Here is a 19,261-nt window from a genome sequence, read left to right on the forward strand (position 1 = left end):
TCGCGGACGGTGGCCCCGGAGCCGACGGACGCCGCCGCATCCGCGCCCGCCGCGACTCCGGGCGGGACCTCGCCGGAGACCGCCGGATCGCCGCAGGTCGGCTGGGGTTCGGCCCCCGACCTGGGCGCGCCCGCCACCCTCGTTCTGCTCCGGCACGGCGAGACCGCGCTCACGCCCCAGAAGCGGTTCTCCGGAAGCGGCGGCACCGACCCCGAACTCTCCGCCGCCGGCCGCGGCCAGGCCGAGCGCGCGGCCGAGCACTTCGCCGCCCTGGGCACGGTCCAGGAGATCGTCAGCTCGCCGCTGCGCCGCTGCCGCGAGACCGCGGCCGCCGTCGCCGCCCGTCTCGGCCTGGACGTGCGCATCGACGAGGGCCTGCGCGAGACGGACTTCGGCGCGTGGGAGGGCCTGACGTTCGGGGAGGTACGGGACCGGTACGGCGACGACCTCACCGCGTGGCTGGCCTCCCCGGACACCGCGCCGACCGGCGGTGGCGAGAGCTTCACGGAGGTCGCCGACCGGGTCGCGGCCGCCAGGGACCGGATCGTCGCCCGGTACGCGGGCCGCACGGTCCTGCTCGTCACCCATGTGACCCCGATCAAGACGCTGGTCCGCCTCGCGCTGGGGGCCCCGCCCGAGGCGCTGTTCCGGATGGAGCTGTCGGCGGCCTCGATCTCCGAGGTCGCGTACTACGGGGACGGCAACGCCTCCGTACGGCTGCTCAACGACACCTCCCACCTGCGCTAGGGCCTGTCTCCAGTCGTGATCACGTGGCGGGGCGGAAGCTGCGAAGCCAGATCACCGCCCCGCGCAGGTGGAGCCTGGCGAGGTAGCTCTCGGACGTCTTGTCGTACCGCGGGGCCCCGCCCCGATCACTCGTGGGCACGGCAGAACTTGCGGACGGTGTGGTTGAACCGCTTCGGTGTCTCGAGGTTGCTGACGTGCCCCACGCCGGGGAGCACCACAAGCTCAGTGTTCGGAATCGCGTCCTCGAACGCATAGGCGACACTCAATGGTGACCGCACATCGAGCTCGCCCCATACGAGCAGGGTCGGCACCGTGATCGCGGGCAGTAGGTCGCGCTCATCGGCCTCGGCCATCATAAACAGCTGCGCTCCCATGGTCTCCGGCCGCACATCGTGGGCCATTGCGTCGAGCAACGGCACGAACGCGGCGGGAGGATCACCGGCGAACAGCCCCGGTAGCGTCGGATCGAACAGCTCCCGGGGCACCGCCAGCATCCGCTTGGCCCCCTCAACCCGGGCCGCCACCTCCTCCGGCGGCAGCGATCCCTTCCACCCGGCGTAGGTGTCGACCAGGATCAGCGTCCTGACCAGCTCCGGATGATGGCGATACAGCTCCAGTGCGACCGTCCCGCCCCAGGAGAGCCCGGCGACGTGGGCCGGGCCGAGCCGCAGCGCCTCGATCACGGCGGCGAGGCAGCGCGCGAAGTCCGCCAGGCCGAAGCCGACCGGCAGATCCGAGGAACGCCCCGCGCCCGGCTCGTCCCAGGCCACCACTGTGAACTCGTCGGCCAGGTCCGCAAGTTGCGGCTGCCACATACGGCCGTCCAACCCTGCTCCGTGCACGAGAACCAGGGGCGGGCCGTGACCCACGCGCGCATAGGTGATCTCCACCCCGCTAACCTGCACCATCGCCATGACACCAGGCTAGGCGCGGCTGCGGGCGGTGTCGCGGCGTGTGGCTCGGACGCGCCTACGGCCGGAGCTTTGGGGCGCGCTCCAGCCGTGATCATGTGGCGGGGCGGAAGCTGCGAAGCCAGATCACCGCCCCGCGCAGGTGGAGCCGGCGAGGTAGCTGTCGGGCGACTCGTCGTAGCGGGTCGCGATGCCCCGCCAGTCCTTCATCCTGTTGATGGCCCGCTCAACCGTGTCGCGGTCGCGATAGAGGCCAAGGGCGTGGGTGACGGGCCGGCCGCCCCGGCTGCCCTTCTTCCTGCGGTTGGCGGCCTGGTCCTTCTTTTCCGGGATGACCGCCTCGATGCGACGTTTGCGCAGGTGAGCGCGGTTGGCGCGGGAGGAGTAGGCCTTGTCGCCCGCCACGGCGGCGGGCCGGGTGCGGGGACGGCCGACCGGCAAGCGGACCCGCACCTTGTTCAGCACCGGGATGAACTGGGGGCTGTCGGCGGCCTGCCCGGCGGTCAGGAGGATCGCCATCGGCCGACAGCGCCGGTCGGCGGCCAGGTGGATCGGACATGTCGATCTCGTCCCTGCGGGCCGCCTCGGCGATCGCCTCTTCCAGCAGGGCCTGGACGATCCCCGCGTCCCGCCATCGCATGAAGCGGCTGCAACGGTCCGATGAACTCCCACTCCTGGTCCATGAGTTGTGCACGTGTCACACCGAAGTCCTACCGCACCGGCACCCCGGCCGGGATCCAGAACCCGGGTTTGATCACAACCGCAGACAGTCCCTAGCGGGCACAAGGGCCGACGCCGACCTGGTCGACGGAGCTGCTCTCGGGTTCGCCGCCGGGCGCTGGTCTCCGTGGCGGCCGCGCAGGTCGACGTCTCGGGCGCGGTGATCCGGGTGTTCGCGGTACCGGCCCGATCCTCCTCGGGTGCGGGAGGCCGGTCGCTAAGGCCGCCCCGGCCGCGCTCGTCGCCGCCTTCGTGCCCTCGGTCGTGGGGGCGGGACGCACGCACTGCTCTCCCTGACGACGACCGGGGACATCGCACCCCCTGGCGGCCTGTGGGGGCTGGCCTCGGCGCCCGCCTCCAGCCCCGTCCGCCGGAGAGGGGGCCACGGCTCCCGCTGGGGCTGCCTGCGCTGGGCACCGGCGCGCTCCACGCGGTCCGGACACTGCGCTGACCTTCTGTGGGTCAGGCTCCGAGTGCCGCGGCCTCCGCCGCGAGCCGGGCCACCCGGTCCCAGTCCTTCGCCGCCAGCGCGTCGCCCGGAACCATCCAACTGCCGCCCACGCAGCCAACGTTGGACAGGGCGAGGTAGGCCGGGGCGGAGGCGGGCGAGATGCCGCCGGTCGGGCAGAACCGGGCCTGGGGGAGCGGCGCGGACAAGGCCTTGAGGTAGGCCGTGCCGCCCGCCGCCTCGGCCGGGAAGAACTTCATCTCGCTCACCCCGCGCTCCAGCAGGGCCACCACCTCGGAGGTCGTCGAGACACCGGGCAGGAACGGCACACCGGACGCCTTCATCGCGTCGAGCAGCGCGTCCGTCCAGCCCGGGCTGACCAGGAAGCGGGCCCCGGCGCCGACGGTGTCGCGCACGTGCTGCGGGGAGATGACCGTGCCCGCACCGACCACCGCGCCCGGCACCTCGGCGGCCATGGCGCGGATGGACTCCAGCGCGGCGGGCGTCCGCAGCGTCACCTCGATCGCCGGGAGCCCGCCCGCCACCAGTGCCCGCGCCAGCGGCACCGCGTCGGCCACGTCGTGCAGGACGACGACGGGGACCACGGGGGCGAGATCCAGGACGGAGGGCGGCGCGGAGGAGTTCATGGGGTCATAGTGCCGCGCGGGCGTCAGTATCTGCAACGCACGTTGCGCATGCTGCAACGTGTGGCTGCCCCGGGCCCAGCGGATCTCGACGGCGATCTCGAAGACGGCGGGCTGCCGGGCGTCGGTCGCCCGAGTTCGCACTGGTCAGCGGCTGTCGAGGCGGCGCCGGGAGCTGACCGTGGCGAGACGCGGTCCACCGGAGGCGCCGGGAGTCAGAGGCTGCGTGGGCCGGTCGAATTGCGGGCTACCAGGCTGGGTTGCAGGACCTCGTGGTGGTCGGTCGTGCGCCCGCCCGCGCGCTGCAACAGGAGCCGTACCGCGGTCCGGCCGAGTTCCGGGCGGGGCTGATCGATGCTGGTGAGGCGGGGCCTGACCAGAGCCGCGAAGGTGCTGTTGTCGTAGCCGACGACAGACAGCCGCTCGGGGACCGGCAGGCCGAGGTCGTGCGCGCAGTCCAGCATCGCGACGGCCGTGAGGTCGTTGTTCGCGATCAGGGCGGTGACACCGGAGCGCAGGAGCGGGGCGACGCCGACGGTGATGTCGTCGATGTCCTCGGCCACCACGGTGTGCGGGGTCATACCGGCACGGCGGACTGCCAGCTCGTAGCCTCGCCGCCTTCCTTCCGCGGCCGGACGGCGGGAGGTGCTGACGAACGCGATCTCGCGGTGTCCCAGTTCGAGCAGGTGGGTCACCGCCAGAGCGGCGCCGGCCGCGTCGTCGTTGGCGACGGTGTCGACGCCTTCGACGGTGTCCTCGGGGCGGCCGATGACGACCACCGGGGTGCGGCGCATCGCGTCCTGGAGGGCAGCTCGGTCCACCCAGCTGCTGACCGCGATCACGCCGTCCACATTGAGTCCGACCAGGGTGTCGAGCTGCGTGGTGAGCTGCTTCGCGTCGCGCCGCCCGTGGGCCAGCAGGACGCCGAACCCGACTTCGCCCGCCGCCTCTTCGATTCCGGCGACCACATCGGTGTGATACGGATTCGCCAGGTCTGTGAGCAGGACTCCGAGCAACATGGTGCGCCCTTGGACCAGGCCGCGGGCCAGGGCGTTGGAACGGTAGCCCAGCTGGTCGGCGGCGGCGCTGATGCGCGCCCGGGTGCTCTCGCTGACCCCGGCGTCGCCGCGAAGCGCCAGGGACACCAAGGACTTGGACACGCCGGCGACCCGGGCGACGTCGAGGATCGTGGGGCGGCGCGAAGGGGCTTGCGGCATGGGTCCAGTATGCAGGCGGCCCCGGCGCGTGGAAGGGCGACCGCCCCTTTTCCCTCCTGACCTGGAGCGTTCCAGCCGTAGCGTTCCAGGCGCATCTGGAACGTTCCAGAGCGCATCCTCACATGTTGGCCTCCCCGGCGTCGAGAGTTCACCCGTCGCCCATACGTTCGCTGCCACGACACCAGCAAGGGGAGCCGATGAACCAGCCGCAAGCACCCGTACCACCCGCCCTCGCCCACCGGCCCGAGGCGCTGCTGCTCGACTTCGGTGGCGTGGTCTTCCACACCGAGAAGCGCCCCGAGGGGCGCCGAGAGGCGGCCGCCCTGCTCCACCGCCATCTGGCACGCGCGGGGCACGTAGTACCCGAGGAGACACTGCGGGTCTCCCTCGACGCAGGTCTGGCAGCGCTCAAGGACTGGAAGAACGCCGCAGGCCGGCGGCGCGAGCCCGTCGAACTGACTCACCGTGAGATCTGGGAGGACTTCCTGGCATCCGACCTGCCGGACCCGGTCCGGGCCGTCCTGGCGGGCAGTGCGGGCTGGCTGCTCGGCGAACTCACGCCCCTGCTCTCGGAGCACACCGTGCGTCCCGGAGTCCGCGAACTGCTGCACACCGCCCGGCGGCTCGGCATCCGCGTCGGCATCGTGAGCAACGCCCACGCCGGCCGCTCGCACCGGGCACTGATGCGCGAGCACGGCCTGGAAGAACTGGTGGACGTGCAGCTCTACTCCGACGAGGTCGGCATCCGCAAGCCGCACCCCGGTATCGTCGAGCAGGCCGCGCGGGCACTGGCGACCCGGCCCGCGCGCTGCTGGTTCGTCGGCGACACCATCGACCGCGACGTGGCCGCCGGTCACCGGGCCGGGGCGGCGGCCGTCATCGTCACCCGCGACAAGCACACCGACAACCCGCCCTACCCGGTCTCCGCCCAGCCCGACGCCGTATACGACACCCCCGAGGGTCTGGTCCCGGTCCTGGCCACCGCGCGGGACACCCCGCCCCCGCCCCCGCAGGCCGCCGCCCGTTCACCGCGTGCCGGTGGCGGCCCGGCAGCGCTGTTGCTCGACCACGGCGGAGTCATCGCCAACGCGGTCAAGGACCCTGCGGCGCAGCGGGAGTTCGGGCTGCGTCTCGCCGCCCGACTGCGACGGGCGGGCCACGGCGTGTCGGACGAGGAATCCGTCGCCGCGCTGTTCGACGCGCGCCGCGCGCACCAGCGGTGGAAGAGCGAGGCCGAAGCCGGGCCCCTCGTACCCGAGATCACGCCGCTTCAGTACTGGCAGGACTTCTTCGGCACGGCCTTCGGCCCCGAGGTGCGGAACTGGCTGGCCGCCGAGGCCGTCGCACTGAGCCACGAGTGGGCCCACATCAAGAGCCGTCCCACGCTGCGCGAGGGCGCGGCCGAACTCCTCGGCCGTTGCCGCGAACTCGGCATCCCGGTCGCGGTGGTCTCCAACACCGTGTGCGGTCGCAGCGTGCGCGAGCGAATGGCCTCCTTCGGAATCGCGGACCTCGTAGGCGTCCACGTGTACTCCGACGAACTCGGCCGCCGCAAGCCCGATCCGCTCACCGTGCGTGAGGCGCTGCGCGGACTCTCCGTGGACGCCGGGGCCTGCTGGTTCGCCGGGGACAAGCCGGGCCGGGACATGGCCGCCGCACGCGGCGCGGGGATCGGCACCACCGTCCTCGTACGCGGAGGCTCACTCGACGACGAGGCACTGACCCGCCATCTGTCGACGCCCGGCCCCACCCGACCCGACCGCGTGGTCGTCTCCCTCGCCGAACTGATCCCGCTCGTCTCCGCCCGCTCCTGAAACACCGGTTCCCGACCGAACTCAGCACCGCTCGTCTCGTCCGCCCCCGACGAAAGGCCAAGGCCACAGCGATGTCCTCACCGACCGACTCCGCAAGAGTCAGATCCGCGTTCTCCACCGATCCCACCGACCTCGGCTCCGCGCAGAAGCTGATGGTCTTCGTGCTGTCGATGACCCTCTTCGGGCTTGCCAACATCCTCACCGAGGTACTGCCCGAGGTGAGGCTCGGTCCTGTCGAACTCTCCGTCTCCTACCTGGCGTTCGTGCCCGTGGTGATGGTGTGCCTCTTCCATCCGCTGTACGCCGCGCTCGGCGCGCCGCTCGGCGAGATCGTCTTCGTCGACCTCCTGATGGGCGACTTCTCCGGCTTCGCCGAGCTGGAGGGTTACATCCAGCTGTCACTCGGTCTCTATATAGCCGGCTCGATGGTGCGCGACCCTCGCCGGCGGGGTCAGGTCGCGCTCGCGGCCGTCGTGGCGGTCGGCGTCGACAAGATGCTCGGCGGAATCGTCGACATCGGCAAGGTGTACGTCGGTGTGGCCGACGCGGAGTACGTGGACGGCCTGGCGGAGAGCGTGCTGCTGCTGGAGGGCATCGGATTCTCCACCGACCTCGTCATCAGCGGTGTGCTGTTCGGCGCCGTCCCGGCGGCGTACCTGGCGTCGCGGCTGCACGGGCGGATCGAGCCGCTGCTGGGCCTCGCGCCGCGCGACCCCGCCCAGCCGCTGCGGCTGCGGGCCCGGGTCAGCGCCCGCTTCCTGCTGGTGGGCATCTTTCTGGCCTTCGTCGCCATGATCGCCGCCTTCATGTCGGAGATCGACGCCAACTTCGGTGTGTGGGAGCCGGAATTCATCGACCAGTACGGTCAGAAGTTCCTGTGGATAGGCGTCTCGGCCGCGTTGATCGTGCTGATCGCACTCGTCGTCGCCGCCCGTGCCCTGAACCGCTCCCGTACCGCACGTGCCGGGGAACGGACATGACGGCCCGCCCGGCCCGCACCGGGGCGGCCGGACTCGCGCGAGCAGCGGCGACGGGTGACGGCGGGCCCGCCCCCGCCGGCCCTGCGGTCGAGGTCCGAGACCTCACCTTCCGCTACCCGGGAGCCCAGCGCGACAGCCTCACCGGAGTCGGCCTCACCATCGGACGCGGTGACTTCACTGCCGTCGTCGGCGGGAACGGCTCGGGCAAGACGACTCTGTGCAAAACCTTCAACGGCCTCATCCCGCACTTCTGGTCCGGTACGTACAGTGGCGAGGTCCGGGTGTTCGGTCAGGACACCACCACCACGGGGGTCGCCGCCCTGAGCCACCGGGTCGGGTACGTCTACCAGGACTTCGGCAACCAGCTCGTGAGGCCGACCGTCCATGACGAGGTCTCCTTCGGACCCGTCAACTTCGGCCTGGCCGACTGGCGCGAACGCTCCGAGGAGGCACTCGACCTGCTGGGGATCGACGCCCTCCGCGACCGCTACACCTGGCAGCTCTCCGGAGGCCAGCAGCACCTGGTGGCGCTGGCCGGCGTCCTTGCGATGCGGCCGGACCTCGTGGTGGTCGACGAGCCGGTGGCGGAGCTGGATCCGGCGCGCGCCGAGGAGATCTACCGCCGGCTCACCGACATCAACCGGCGGCTGGGTACGACGGTGGTCGTGATCGAGCACCACGCCGAATTCATCGCCCGGTACTGCAAGAGCGTGCTGCTCATGGCCGATGGCGCTCCCGTGTGGCATCTGCCGGTCGAGGAGGCCATGGCCCGCTCCGGCGAGCTGGCCGCCCACGGCATCCCGGCCCCTCAGGTGGTGCGTCTCGCCCGCGCCGTCGAACCCGAGGGCAAGGTGCCGCTGACCGTGGAACAGACCGTCCGCTGGCTTGACGGGCGCGGCCTGCGCCCCGCCCCCGGGCCCGGGACCCCCGAACCGGCCGCAGGTGAACCGGCCACTGGCCCGAACGCACCGGCTCCGCAACCCGGGCCCGTCGTGGCTTCGCTGCGCGGAGTGCGGCACGGTTACCGCGATGTGCACGGCGGGCTGACCCCCGTGCTACGGGATGTGGAACTGGAACTGCGAGAGGGCGAGCGCATCGCCCTCGTCGGCGGCAACGGCGCCGGCAAGTCCACCTTGCTGCGCCTGCTCACCGGGCTCAAGGTGCCCCGGTCCGGCACCGTGGAGGTCACCGGCACCGACACCCGCACGGCCAGGCCCGCCCAGCTCGCCGAGCGAGTCTCGTACCTCTACCAGCGCCCGGAGCAGATGTTCCTCGCCGACAGCGTGCGGGCGGACATCGCGATGTTTCCGAAGGGCCGCGGCCGGCCGGACACCGACGAACTGGTGGACCACATCCTGGAACGGGTCCGGCTCACCCCGCTCGCCGACCGGGACGGACGAACACTCTCCGGAGGCCAGCAGCGCCGCGCCACCCTCGGCATCGGCCTGGCCATGGCCCCCGCGCTGCTGCTCCTGGACGAGCCGACCTCCAGCCTCGACGTGGCAACCCGGGACGATGTGATCGCGATGCTGGAGGAACTGGCGGACCGTATCCGCTGCGTGGTCGTCGCCACCCACGACATGCATCTGGTGGCCGAGTGGGCGACACGGGTGATCGCCCTCGGTGACGGCCGGGTACTCAGCGACTCGGGCCCGGCGGAGTTCTTCGCCGACGTGGAGCTGCTGGAGCGCGTACACGTCGTACCACCGCAGATCACCGTGCTGGGCACCGCGCTGGGACTGGTGCCACCACCGCTGACGGTGGACGAGTGCGTCGGGCGGCTGCCCGTCGCCGCGAAGGAGGCCGGAGCATGAAGAGGACCGAACGCGACACCCTGAGCGTCGAATGGGTCAAGCTGGAACTGCTGCGCACCGCGTACGCCACCCGCGGCGGCCCGCTCACCCGGCTGGACCCGCGGATCGTGCTCTTCTGGTACGTACTGGTGGCCCTGAGCCCGTGGTTCACCCACAACCTGACCATTCTGGCCATTCTGTTCACGCTGGCCGCGGCAGCCGTGGTGACCTGCCGGGTGGGTCCTCTCGTCGTCGGCCTGTTCGTCTTCGGCCTGGTCACCGAGACGGGCTATCTGGTCGCCGCTGCCTGGTTCTTCGACGGCGACCTCACCACCGTGCTGTCCCTGGGCGAACTCACCCTGAAACTAGGCACCGTGAGCATGGCCAGCATGGCGGCGTTCGTGTCACTGGATCCGGAGAAACTCTCCGATGCCCTGCTGAGCCTGCGGGCACCGGCTCTGGTCAGTTTCGGCGTGTCCTATGGATACCGGATGCTGCCGATCCTGGTGGACGAGTTCCAGACGGTGATCGACGGCTACCGCCTGCGGTCCGCTCCGCCGGTCTCCCGCGGGCTGTTGGGGTGGCGGGTCCTGATGCGCGCGGCGAAGATCACTGTGTACGCGTTCTATCCCATGATGCTCAACACCGCCAAACGCACCCGTACGACGGTGGAGGCGCTGGAGACCCGTGGTTTCACCTACGCCATGGTCCACGCCGATGGACGTCGCATCCGGCTGGCCCACCTGAGGATCCGCCCGCGCGACATCACCGCACTGGCGGTCACGGCGGCACTGATCGTCGCCGCCTATGCCGTCGGGGCACAGTTCCCCCACTTCGCGATGAGCTGATCCAGACGAGGGACATCCGGCCGCCGAGATCGAGCTGGACCGGCGGGTGATCGCGCGGGAAGAACTGGTCGAGGCCCTGGCAGCCTGGGCTGCCGAGACCACCGCCGGGACCGAGGCCGAGGAGGAAGCGGTGCTGTCGCTCGCGCCGGTGCCGGGCGTGACGGTGCCGCCCTGGCGGACAGGGCCTCCGGTGACGGTTCTGGCGCCGGACCATCAGCGCCTTCTGGGCGTGCTGGAACAGGAGCGATCCGCGGGTCACGGACCGCTTCGGGCCAACGCGATCGAGGTGGAGCCGGGCCTGACGCGACACCGGCGAAGGCCGAGGGGCTGCGGTCGAAAGCCCGGCGCCTGGCGGAGCGCGGCTGGCTCCTCCTGGAGGCGTCAGGGGCGTTCAGTGCCGTTGGGCGGACCGTGACCGTCCCGGACGCCGGCACATCCGCGTGACCATCGACCACCGGCCCTAGTGGATCTCCGTCACCACCACATCCAGCGACCACGGCCGCCCGGCCCGGGCAGGCTCCTGGGCCTCCACCACGTAACCGAGGTCCCGCAAAGCCTCCACCAGCTGCGCCGGACCCTTCGGCCGGGCCCCCGCCAGCAGCAGATCCCGTACCAGCCGCCCCTTCGTCGCCTTGTTGAAGTGGCTCACCACGGACCGCTTCTCGACGCCGTCCACCACCTGGGACTGGAGCACCCGCACACTCGCCGTGCGCGCGGCCACCTCACCCTTCGGCTTCCAGGCGGAGGCGTACGCCGAGGACCGCAGGTCCAGGACGAGCCCGCCCCCGGCGGCCTCGGGCATGACGGCTGCCATGGGCGTACGCCAGTACGCGCCGAGCGCTCCGAGGCCGGGCAGCTTCACGCCCCCCGAGCAGCGGTACGGCGGAATCCGGTCGCCGATCCGGACCGCGCCCCACAGCCCGGAGAAGACCAGCAGCGACGTCGACGCGAGCCGCCGGGCGCCCGCGTCCAGAGACGCCAGATCCAGCGCGTCGTACAGCACACCGGTGTACAGCTCTCCGGCAGGACGGGTCCCGGCGGTCCGCAACTCGGCGTTCTTCGCGACCTCGCCCCGCAGCCCCACACTGAGCCCGAGCACCTCGCGCGCCTTCTCCTCGTCCGCCTGGCACAGCTCGACCAGCTCGTCCAGCACCGCCGCCCGGGCCGGGGCGAGCCCCGGAAGCGACAGCGACTCCGGCTTCAGGGACGCCCCCCGCCCCGAGGCGGCCTTTCCTTCGGAGGGCGGCAACAGCACGAGCACGGCGGTTCTCCTTCGTACGTACGGCGCAAGCGCGGGCCCGGTCCGCGTGCGGGCGCTCCGGGTCCCCGGCAAGGGTACGGGGACGGGCCGGCCCTGCCCGTACGCGCGGGACGGCGGCGCACAGCCGGGCCGCCACGTCCGGCTCGCGGCGGTGCTCCCCACGCTCGGGCCACGGCGCACCGCCCGGATGCCGCCCGCCCCCTCCCGGCCTACGCTCGGTCCATGCCCCGCCGCCACCTGCGTATGACCGGCGCAGCCGACTGCTCGCTCGGGGCCGCCCTGCGGGCGCTGCGCACCGAGCCCGATCTGCCCGGCGCCTTCCCGCCCGAGGTGCTCGCGGAGGCGGAGGCGGCGGCGAGAGCCCCGGACCGGGGGGCCCGCGAGGACGCCACGGACCTGCCGTTCCTCACCATCGACCCGCCCGCCTCCACGGACCTCGACCAGGCGATGCACCTGGAGCGCCGCAGGGACGGCTACCGCGTGCACTACGCCATCGCGGACGTCGCCGCCTTCGTACGGCCGGGCGGCGCGCTCGACGCCGAGGCCCACCGCAGGGTCACCACGCTCTACTTTCCCGACGACCGGCTACCGCTCCATCCCGCCGTCCTCTCCGAGGGAGCCGCCAGCCTTCTCCCCGGCGAGGTGCGCCCGGCCGCCCTGTGGCGGATCGACCTCGACAGCGATGGGCGGGCCGTCGCCACCGACGTACGCCGGGCCCTGGTCCGCAGCCGGGCGAAGCTCGACTACGCGGGCGTGCAGCGACAGATCGACGCGGGCACCGCGGAGGAGCCCCTCGCCCTGCTCCGCGACATCGGCCGACTGCGTGAGGAACAGGAGCTGGCGCGCGGCGGCATCTCGCTCAACGTCCCCGAACAGGAGATCGTCGAGCACGAGGGCTCCTACGGCCTCGCCTACCGCGCCACGCTCCCCGCCGAGGCCTGGAACGCACAGATCTCGCTGCTCACCGGCATGGCCGCCGCCCGGCTGATGGCCGACGCGGGCACCGGAATCCTGCGCACCCTCCCGGTCGCCCCCGACGGGGCCGTCGCCCGGCTGCGGCGCTCCGCCCGCGCCCTGCGCGTCGACTGGCCGCACCACGTCCCGTACGCCGAGGTCGTCCGCTCCCTCGACCCGAGCAAGGCCAACGACGCGGCGTTCCTCCAGGAGTGCACCACCCTGCTGCGCGGGGCCGGGTACACGGCCTTCGACGACGACGACCTCCCCGACCCCGCCGTGCACGCCGCCGTAGCCGACCTCTACACGCACTGCACCGCGCCGCTGCGCCGCCTTGTCGACCGGTACGCCTCCGAACTCTGCCTCGCCGCGACCGCCGGGAAGGAGGCCCCGGACTGGGCACGGGAGGCGCTACCCGCCCTCCCGAAGGAGATGGCCGAGGGCACGCGCCGCGCCAACACCGTGGAGCGCGCCAGCGTGGACCTGGTCGAGGCGGCGCTGCTGGAGCGGCACGTGGGCGAGGTCTTCGACGCGTACGTCGTCGACGTCCAGGACCGCGATCCGTCCGTCGGCACCGTTCACCTCCGGGACCCGGCGGTCGTCGGCCGGGTCGAGGGCGGCACGGCCCCGCTCCCGCTGGGGGAACGGCTGCGGGTCCGGCTCACGCGGGCAGGCCCGGGGTCGGGGTCGGTGCTGTTCGCTCCGGCGTGAGCGAGGGCGTCACGAGAGCCGCGACGGCCGCCCGGGGATCGTCCGCGTTGAATCGGAGCGTACGGGCGCTCCCGCGCCGGCCGAGCGGCCGCACGAACTCCACCGGCTCCGTCAGCTCCACGGTCACCGTCGTCCGGCTCCCCACCGCCAGATCGAGCGTCCCGTCCTCGTCCACCCGGACCAGCCCCCCGCCCGGGAAGCGCCGCTCCACCCGGGCGGCGGCGATGACGGCGGCGGGCACCCGGAGGTCGAACAGGGCGCCGTAGCGCAGCCGCAGCGAACCGTCCGCCTCCACCACGTGCGGCCGGGTCACGGACGCCGCGTGCATCGCGAGGACCAGGAGGACGCCGTACACATCCACGACGAGCAGGATCGCGTGGACCAGCGGCCAGGGGATCACCAGGGCCAGCACCACCGTCTCCAGGACGGAGACGAACGCGAGGGTGTACATCACCCCGGTCTGCGGCTCGGTGTACGGGACGGGCAGCGCTCCCTCCGGAATCCGGTGCCGACGACGTACGACCCACAGCCCGAGGCTGTGCAGGGCCCTGAACTCGTGCGTCACGAGCCGCCGCAACGCCACCGGCACCAGAGTGCCCACCGCCGACCGCAGGGCCGCCGGCCGCCCGGTGCCGTCCCGTCGGCGGGACGCCGCGTACAGCCGCCACAGCACCGAGGCCTCCAGGACGAGCACGGCCACCACCAGGGCCCCGGCCCCCAGCAGGACCGGGTCGGGTATCCGCACCCCGGCCACCGCACAGACGACCAGCACCAGTTCACCGGGCAGCACCGACCATGCGGCGGCCCTGGCCACCCGCAGCCCCGGCGCCCTCTCGGCGCTCACGCCTTCCTCCCCCGTACCCGCTCGGCCAGCGCCACCATCACCCGGCGCACCACCTCGCGCTGCGCGGGCGGGTAGTCGTCGAGCAGCACTCGCCCGAACCCGGTCGGCGCGGGCTCCCCGTCCGGGATCACCGCCAGCACCTCGTCCGGCACGGCCGCGACCAGCTCGGCCGTCAGGGGCGCGATACGCGGATCGTCCGCCCCGGCCCCGGCCAGCTCGTCGAGCCGCGTGTACAGGGCGAGTACGCCCGGGTCCTCGGCCAGCGGCCGCAGCGCCGCGAACACCTCGGCCCCGGCCCCACCGCCCGCCGCGTCCAGCAACGCCAGATGCTCGCGGTCCTTCGCGGCGGCCGGGGACGCGGTGGCGGGTGCGTTCTCCAAGAGCGTGGCGAGGGCGGGGGAGAACGGCCCGTCCGAGGCGAGCGGCGCCTCCAGGAGCGCGGCCAGGACCTGCCGCCGCTCATGGATCTCCCGCTCCTGCCGCGCCAGATCGGCGTCCAGTTCCCCGAGCACCTCGGCCAGGTCCCGCCCCGCGTCGTCCGCGAGCACGTCCCCCACCTCGTCCAGGGAGAGCCCGATCTCCGTCAGCCGCCTGATCCTGGCCAGCAGCACGGCATCACGGACGGTGTACGCGCGATAGCCGTTGGCCTGCCGGGCGGGCTCGGGCAGGAGGCCGATGTGGTGGTAGTGCCGGACGGCCCGGGGGGTGACTCCCACGAGCGCGGCGATCTCTCCGATACGCATGCGGCCAGTAGAAACGCTGACGCTGCGACAAGGTCAAGCACCGTGTCCCTGCGGAACCGATCAAAGGGGAGAGCCGTCGCCCTCACGATCCCGTACGGTCAGCCGCTCGCGAGCCTCCCACTACTCCCCGGGCCTCCCGCTCCCCGAGCCTTTCGTCCTCGACCTGGAGGGACCTCGGCTGAGGGACGTCGGCAGGGCTCCCCGTACGGCCCGGTAGGATGGCGGTCACGGCAGACGAGTCGTGCGGACGGCCGCGTGGGGATCCCCGGATCCTCCCGAGGAACGTCCGGGCTCCAGAGAGCAGGGTGGTGGCTAACGGCCACCCGGGGTGACCCGCGGGACAGTGCCACAGAGAACAGACCGCCCGGGACTTCGGTCGCGGGTAAGGGTGAAACGGTGGTGTAAGAGACCACCAGCGCCTGAGGTGACTCAGGCGGCTAGGTAAACCCCACCCGGAGCAAGGTCAAGATGGGGTCGTGCCGGAAACGGGACGGCCCTGCGTGAACGCCCGAGGGCTGCTCGCCCGAGTTCACGGGTAGACCGCACGAGGCCGGCAGCAATGCCGGTCCTAGATGGATGGCCGTCTCCCCGGCCGCCGCGAGGCGACCGGGAGACAGAACCCGGCGTACAGCACGACTCGTCTGCCGCCCCTCCGACAAGGGCCTTCGGCAAGGTGTCTCACCTGGTCGGAGGCTCTTCCGTCGTCGTCGGCCCGGTCGGCCAGCGGTCCGTCAGTTCCTCCGCGTACACCTGTGAGAGCGGCTGCGGGCCCACGTACTGCTGGCAGTTGCACTGCCCGGCCTCGTAGTGAAGCGGCTTCTTCTTCTCGTCCCAGGCCGTCGGTACCTCGACCCGCTCATGGCACAGGCCCCGCTTGTCGTGCTTGGCGAGGTGGTGGGTGCAGCCGCACACCGGCTCCGGAGGCTTGTGCGCGGCCTCGATCGCGAGCTGCCTCTGCGTCGTCGCCTTCAGCAGTGCCAGCTTCCGTTTGTGCCGCTTGCGCAGGGCCTTGCGGACGGTGTCCTGGGTCCAGGCGAAGCCGCCGACCCAGAAGAAGATGAGAATCCACCAGAACCAGCTCATCGCGATTTCCCCCCTGTGCTTCCCGGCGTGGTCCCCGGCCCTCTCGCCGCACCGGTATTTCACCTGCGCGCCGACCCCTTCGTGTGGTCGGCTGTCCGCGGCCATTGTTCCCCAACCGTCCGGGCGGGGACTCAAGGGGCCCGGAACAGGGAGTGATGCGAGTGACGGAGAACGTGTACGCGGGCGGACGCACGGCATCGGACGCGGTACGGATACGCCGGGCGACGGCCCGGGACGCGGAGGCCGTCACCCGGGTCTTCCTCGCCTCCCGGGCCGCCGCCATGCCGTATCTGCCCCGGGTCCACAGCGACGAGGACACCCGGGCGTGGATCACCCATGTCGTCCTGCCCACCAGTACCGCGGTGTGGGTGGCGGAGGGCGAGGCGGGCGGTGAGGTCCTCGGGTTCGCCGTGCTCGCCGGGGACGACGAGCTCGATCACCTCTACCTGCGGCCCGACGCGCTGCGGCGCGGGATCGGCAGCCGGTTGCTGAGCGAGGTGCGCGGGGCCGTGGACGGGGCGCTCGGTCTGTACGTGTTCCAGCGCAACGCCGCCGCCCGCGCCTTCTACGAACGGCACGGGTTCACCGCCGTCGCGTTCGACGACGGCAGCCGGAACGAGGAGGGCGAGCCGGACGTGCTGTATCGCTGGACCCCGTAGACCCGGCCCCTGAGGACCGGGTCAGATGACCGGCGGGCGGCCCAGTCGTGTCATCCGCCACACCGTCGACCAGCGCATGGGGCGCCGCTCCCCGCACGGCGTGCGGACGCCCTCCGCGAAGCCGCCCGCCCAGGCGCGCAGGCCCTTCGGGTCGCGGGTGCGGGCCAGGGTGAGCAGGGTCCAGGTGCCGAGGTAGGCGGGGACCAGGGGCAGAGGGAGGTTGCGGCGGGCCAGCCAGACGCGGTTGCGGGCCGTCATCCGGTAGTACACCGCGTGCCGGGCCGGGGAGGTCTTCGGGTGCTGGAGCAGCAGCTCCGGCTCGTAGATCACCTTCCAGCCGGCGTCCAGCGCGCGCCAGGCGAGGTCCGTCTCCTCGTGGGTGAAGAAGAACTCCGCGGGCCACAGGCCCGTCTGTTCCAGCATCTTCATCGAGAACGCGTGGCCGCCGCCGAGGAAGGCCGTCACCGGGCCGCCGCGCATCGGGTCGCCCGCCCGCAGCCGGGGCACGTGCCGGCGCTGGGTCTCGCCGTGCTCGTCGGCGATCCGGAAGCCGACGATGCCGAGCCGGTCGTCGGCGGCGAAGTGGTCCCGGACCCGGCGGAAGACGTCCTTGTCGACCAGGAGCCCGTCGTCGTCCAGCTCGATCACCACGTCCACGTCACCGATCTCGGCAAGCCTGCGCAGCCCCTCGTTCCGGCCGCCGGGGCAGCCCAGGTTCTCGGGCAGCTCGATGGTGGTCACCCCGCCGTCGAGGTTCTCCAGGCCGGGGAACGCGGTGAAGTCCGGGAGCGCCGCACCGTTGCCGATGATCACGAGCCGGGTGGGCCTGACGTCCTGCATCGCGACCGACGCGAGCAGCGCCTCGACCGCCTGCGGGCGGTCCCCCATGGTCACGATGGATACGCCGATGCGTGGTGCGGACAAGATCGGTACTCCTGGGCTCGGCTGCCGGTCGTCGGTTGCTGGTCGGCAGCGGTGCCCGCGATCGTAACGTCTCGCTGTTCAGTTCGTGGTCGCCGCCCGGCCATCTGCGGGCCCGTCAGTGTTCAGCAACGCGTACACGGCCATGTCGCGGCGCCGGTCGCCCACCTGCTGCCAGCCGTGCAGCAGCCCTTCGCGCCGGAAGCCGACGTCCTCGGCGATCCGGGCGGAGGCGGTGTTCCACGGTTCGATGAAGAGCTGGAGGCGGGGGACGCCGAGATCGTGCAGGGCCCAGCCCGTCACCGTACGCAGCGCCGCGCGGGCGACCCCCTGGCCGCGGGCGGAGGCGGTCAGCCAGTAGCCGAGCGAGGCGCGGCCCTCGGGCAGGTCGCGCAGCCAGAGCCCGATCGCGCCGACCGGGCGCCGGTCCCGCGAGCGGACGATGGCGAACGGGTACCCGGCACCGGTGGCCGCCCGCTCCCACTGCCTGCGGACGAACGCCTCGGCCGCCTGGACCGAGTAGCGGGACGGGACGGTGGTGATGAGCGGGATGTACGGGTCCTGCGCGGCCTCGCGGATCAGAGGAAGGTCGCTCATCTCCCAGGGGCGCAGAACGAAGTCCGGGCCCGCGGACATGCTCGGTACGGTCAGCGGCTCAGGACCGGGAGGAGAGTCGGCATCCGCGCCAGGGCCGGGCCCCGCTTCGACCCCGGGGCGGGCGTCGGCCGCCGGGGCGGCCCTGGGGTCAATGCCGGCCCCCGCTTCGTCCCCAGGCTTGCGGTCAGCCATGCCCGCATCCTCCCGCGATCGGCGCGGTTCCGCCCCTCGGCCCGCCCCTCGGCCCGCCCACGGGCAGCCCCGGACCGCCCCCGGCCCGTGGATCGCGACCGGCTTCACGGGGCCCGACACAGCGTCGATAAAGTGAAGGAATGATATTCGGTAAGACCGGCTTCGGGGGCGCGGTCGCGGACTTCGAGGCCGCCGTGGTGGCCCAGGACGCGAAACGGTCCGGCAAGGCGTTCGTCCGGTTGCAGGAGACCTTCGGGCAGGCCAAGGAGGCGGACCTGCTGGACGGCGGGCCGCGGCTCGCCGGTGTTCTGGAGCAGGTCCCGCCCGGGCCCCGCGCCGTCGTCGCCGTCCTCGTCGGGGCCTGCGTCGAACGTGGCGCGGATGCCGGGCGCTGCGCGCCGGGGGTGCTGGCCGGGCTGCGGGAGGCGCTGGAGCAGGCCGTGGCGTTCGCCGACGCGTGGGCGGCGACCGGGGGCGGGGCGTTCCCGGCGGCGGACGGCGACGCGCCCGGTGACGACATCGTCGAGCGGGTGGGCGGGGACGCGGCTGCCGGCTGGTGGACGCTGCACCAGTGGGAGACGGCCGCCGTCGCGATGCTGAACCACCCGGTGGTGCGGGTCGACGCGGCCGGTGTCCGGGGTGAGTTGCTGCGCCTGCTCACCTCGGTGGAGCGGGCCTCCGGGGCGGAGTTCAAGTGCCTCGCCTACGCACTCCTGGTGCTGGACGACGAACCGCTTGTCGCCCTCCACCGGGCGAGCGGTACCGGCTATCTGCTCCGGTTCTCCGGCGTCGGGGACAACTTCCAGCTGCACACCCTGCTCGCCGACGCGCTCATAGGCGGCGGCCATGTGGAGGGCCACGCGCCCTCGTCGCAGGAGGCCGCCGTCTGCCGGGAGACCCCGGGGCAGGTGGATACCGTGGGCTCCTTCGACCTGACCGCGCCGGACGGCGCCCGGCTCTGGAACGAGGGCGCCCCGGCGGACATCCCCGTCGTCGACGGCGTACGCCTGCTGGTGCTCGACAAGCCGTCGTACCGGCGGCAGTGGCCCGCTGGCCGCTTCTTCCCCGGCATGCGCGGAGACGTCCTGCTGGAGCGCGCCCTCGAACCGGAGGAGACCGAGCGCTGGTTCGCCCATGTCTCCCCGGCCAAGGACGCAACCGGCTGAACCCGGGG

Annotated in this window: 17 protein-coding genes, 1 other RNA gene and 1 pseudogene; 9 read left to right on the plus strand and 10 right to left on the minus strand. The window is 72.5% G+C overall.

What is annotated here, in order from left to right; translation table 11 throughout:
* The coding region (locus tag CIB93_RS16360; RefSeq protein ID WP_257002222.1) for a histidine phosphatase family protein at window positions 1–747 on the plus strand (747 nt) is incomplete at its 5' end.
* Window positions 748–872: 125 nt separating this feature from the next.
* Here the strand turns inward: CIB93_RS16360 and CIB93_RS16365 are convergent.
* The 4 genes and pseudogenes from CIB93_RS16365 to CIB93_RS16385 form a co-directional block, all read right to left on the minus strand.
* A complete protein-coding gene (locus CIB93_RS16365) occupies window positions 873–1,661 on the minus strand; it encodes an alpha/beta fold hydrolase (protein WP_096627574.1) in 789 nt (262 codons plus the stop codon).
* Between the two features lie 91 nt (window positions 1,662–1,752).
* Window positions 1,753–2,219: pseudogene (locus CIB93_RS16370) on the minus strand (IS5 family transposase); the annotation flags it as partial.
* A 621-nt stretch (window positions 2,220–2,840) separates the two neighbouring features.
* Window positions 2,841–3,473, minus strand: coding sequence for a bifunctional 4-hydroxy-2-oxoglutarate aldolase/2-dehydro-3-deoxy-phosphogluconate aldolase (eda, locus tag CIB93_RS16380; protein WP_096627641.1), 633 nt, complete (start codon window positions 3,471–3,473; stop codon window positions 2,841–2,843).
* A 212-nt stretch (window positions 3,474–3,685) separates the two neighbouring features.
* Window positions 3,686–4,687, minus strand: a complete 1,002-nt coding sequence (locus CIB93_RS16385; protein ID WP_096627575.1) for a LacI family DNA-binding transcriptional regulator — start codon at window positions 4,685–4,687, stop codon at window positions 3,686–3,688.
* 197 nt (window positions 4,688–4,884) lie between these two features.
* Here CIB93_RS16385 and CIB93_RS16390 point away from each other — a divergent pair, with 197 nt between their 5' ends.
* The 4 genes from CIB93_RS16390 (at window position 4,885) to CIB93_RS16405 (ending at window position 10,122) form a co-directional block, all read left to right on the plus strand.
* Window positions 4,885–6,501, plus strand: a complete 1,617-nt coding sequence (locus CIB93_RS16390; RefSeq protein ID WP_096627576.1) for an HAD family hydrolase — start codon at window positions 4,885–4,887, stop codon at window positions 6,499–6,501.
* Between the two features lie 71 nt (window positions 6,502–6,572).
* Window positions 6,573–7,481: a cell division protein FtsQ gene (locus tag CIB93_RS16395; RefSeq protein WP_096627577.1), complete on the plus strand. Its 909-nt coding sequence runs from the start codon at window positions 6,573–6,575 to the stop codon at window positions 7,479–7,481.
* Window positions 7,478–9,295: an ABC transporter ATP-binding protein gene (locus tag CIB93_RS16400; protein ID WP_096627578.1), complete on the plus strand. Its 1,818-nt coding sequence runs from the start codon at window positions 7,478–7,480 to the stop codon at window positions 9,293–9,295. The genes CIB93_RS16395 and CIB93_RS16400 overlap by 4 nt, the downstream gene beginning before the upstream one ends.
* Window positions 9,292–10,122, plus strand: a complete 831-nt coding sequence (locus tag CIB93_RS16405) for an energy-coupling factor transporter transmembrane protein EcfT (protein ID WP_096627579.1) — start codon at window positions 9,292–9,294, stop codon at window positions 10,120–10,122. The genes CIB93_RS16400 and CIB93_RS16405 overlap by 4 nt, the downstream gene beginning before the upstream one ends.
* Window positions 10,123–10,582: 460 nt before the next feature.
* Here CIB93_RS16405 and yaaA read toward each other — a convergent pair whose 3' ends face one another.
* Window positions 10,583–11,383, minus strand: coding sequence for a peroxide stress protein YaaA (gene yaaA / locus CIB93_RS16415; protein WP_096627580.1), 801 nt, complete (start codon window positions 11,381–11,383; stop codon window positions 10,583–10,585).
* Between the two features lie 222 nt (window positions 11,384–11,605).
* Between yaaA and CIB93_RS16420 the strand changes: the two genes are divergently transcribed.
* The gene (locus tag CIB93_RS16420; RefSeq protein ID WP_257002223.1) at window positions 11,606–13,048 is read left to right on the plus strand and encodes an RNB domain-containing ribonuclease; all 1,443 of its coding nucleotides are present in this window, start codon (window positions 11,606–11,608) and stop codon (window positions 13,046–13,048) included.
* On the opposite strand, the gene CIB93_RS16425 is transcribed toward CIB93_RS16420, so the two are convergent.
* Window positions 12,999–13,892, minus strand: coding sequence for a hypothetical protein (locus tag CIB93_RS16425; RefSeq protein ID WP_179500139.1), 894 nt, complete (start codon window positions 13,890–13,892; stop codon window positions 12,999–13,001). The genes CIB93_RS16420 and CIB93_RS16425 overlap by 50 nt on opposite strands.
* Window positions 13,889–14,635, minus strand: a complete 747-nt coding sequence (locus tag CIB93_RS16430) for a MerR family transcriptional regulator (RefSeq protein ID WP_096627581.1) — start codon at window positions 14,633–14,635, stop codon at window positions 13,889–13,891. The genes CIB93_RS16425 and CIB93_RS16430 overlap by 4 nt, the downstream gene beginning before the upstream one ends.
* A gap of 235 nt (window positions 14,636–14,870) precedes the next feature.
* Between CIB93_RS16430 and rnpB the strand changes: the two genes are divergently transcribed.
* An RNA gene (rnpB, locus tag CIB93_RS16435) (RNase P RNA component class A) lies at window positions 14,871–15,279 on the plus strand.
* A 34-nt stretch (window positions 15,280–15,313) separates the two neighbouring features.
* Here the strand turns inward: rnpB and CIB93_RS16440 are convergent.
* Complete coding sequence (locus CIB93_RS16440; protein ID WP_096627582.1) at window positions 15,314–15,718, minus strand: hypothetical protein; 405 nt, start codon at window positions 15,716–15,718, stop codon at window positions 15,314–15,316.
* A gap of 155 nt (window positions 15,719–15,873) precedes the next feature.
* On the opposite strand from CIB93_RS16440, the gene CIB93_RS16445 reads away from it, so the two are divergent.
* Complete coding sequence (locus tag CIB93_RS16445; RefSeq protein WP_096627583.1) at window positions 15,874–16,377, plus strand: GNAT family N-acetyltransferase; 504 nt, start codon at window positions 15,874–15,876, stop codon at window positions 16,375–16,377.
* A gap of 21 nt (window positions 16,378–16,398) precedes the next feature.
* On the opposite strand, the gene CIB93_RS16450 is transcribed toward CIB93_RS16445, so the two are convergent.
* Window positions 16,399–17,301, minus strand: a complete 903-nt coding sequence (locus CIB93_RS16450) for a glycosyltransferase family 2 protein (protein ID WP_096627584.1) — start codon at window positions 17,299–17,301, stop codon at window positions 16,399–16,401.
* A gap of 78 nt (window positions 17,302–17,379) precedes the next feature.
* On the minus strand, window positions 17,380–18,087 hold the full coding sequence (locus CIB93_RS16455) for a GNAT family N-acetyltransferase (RefSeq protein ID WP_373558761.1): 708 nt from the start codon (window positions 18,085–18,087) through the stop codon (window positions 17,380–17,382).
* A 140-nt stretch (window positions 18,088–18,227) separates the two neighbouring features.
* Between CIB93_RS16455 and CIB93_RS16460 the strand changes: the two genes are divergently transcribed.
* Window positions 18,228–19,253: a hypothetical protein gene (locus tag CIB93_RS16460; RefSeq protein ID WP_096627586.1), complete on the plus strand. Its 1,026-nt coding sequence runs from the start codon at window positions 18,228–18,230 to the stop codon at window positions 19,251–19,253.
* Window positions 19,254–19,261 lie beyond the last annotated feature (8 nt).

The organism is Streptomyces sp. WZ.A104 (genome assembly GCF_002382885.1).
Taxonomy (GTDB): Bacteria; Actinomycetota; Actinomycetes; order Streptomycetales; family Streptomycetaceae; genus Streptomyces.

Excerpts from the sequence above, each read along its gene's own strand:
- CIB93_RS16445 (WP_096627583.1), top strand. The coding sequence starts at position 15,874 with ATGCGAGTGACGGAGAACGTGTACGCGGGCGGACGCACGGCATCGGAC.
- CIB93_RS16455 (WP_373558761.1), bottom strand. The coding sequence starts at position 18,087 with ATGGCTGACCGCAAGCCTGGGGACGAAGCGGGGGCCGGCATTGACCCC.
- CIB93_RS16420 (WP_257002223.1), top strand. The coding sequence starts at position 11,606 with ATGCCCCGCCGCCACCTGCGTATGACCGGCGCAGCCGACTGCTCGCTC.
- CIB93_RS16405 (WP_096627579.1), top strand. The coding sequence starts at position 9,292 with ATGAAGAGGACCGAACGCGACACCCTGAGCGTCGAATGGGTCAAGCTG.
- CIB93_RS16390 (WP_096627576.1), top strand. The coding sequence starts at position 4,885 with ATGAACCAGCCGCAAGCACCCGTACCACCCGCCCTCGCCCACCGGCCC.
- CIB93_RS16365 (WP_096627574.1), bottom strand. The coding sequence starts at position 1,661 with ATGGCGATGGTGCAGGTTAGCGGGGTGGAGATCACCTATGCGCGCGTG.
- eda (WP_096627641.1), bottom strand. The coding sequence starts at position 3,473 with ATGAACTCCTCCGCGCCGCCCTCCGTCCTGGATCTCGCCCCCGTGGTC.
- CIB93_RS16385 (WP_096627575.1), bottom strand. The coding sequence starts at position 4,687 with ATGCCGCAAGCCCCTTCGCGCCGCCCCACGATCCTCGACGTCGCCCGG.
- CIB93_RS16430 (WP_096627581.1), bottom strand. The coding sequence starts at position 14,635 with ATGCGTATCGGAGAGATCGCCGCGCTCGTGGGAGTCACCCCCCGGGCC.
- CIB93_RS16400 (WP_096627578.1), top strand. The coding sequence starts at position 7,478 with ATGACGGCCCGCCCGGCCCGCACCGGGGCGGCCGGACTCGCGCGAGCA.
- CIB93_RS16460 (WP_096627586.1), top strand. The coding sequence starts at position 18,228 with ATGATATTCGGTAAGACCGGCTTCGGGGGCGCGGTCGCGGACTTCGAG.
- CIB93_RS16440 (WP_096627582.1), bottom strand. The coding sequence starts at position 15,718 with ATGAGCTGGTTCTGGTGGATTCTCATCTTCTTCTGGGTCGGCGGCTTC.
- CIB93_RS16395 (WP_096627577.1), top strand. The coding sequence starts at position 6,573 with ATGTCCTCACCGACCGACTCCGCAAGAGTCAGATCCGCGTTCTCCACC.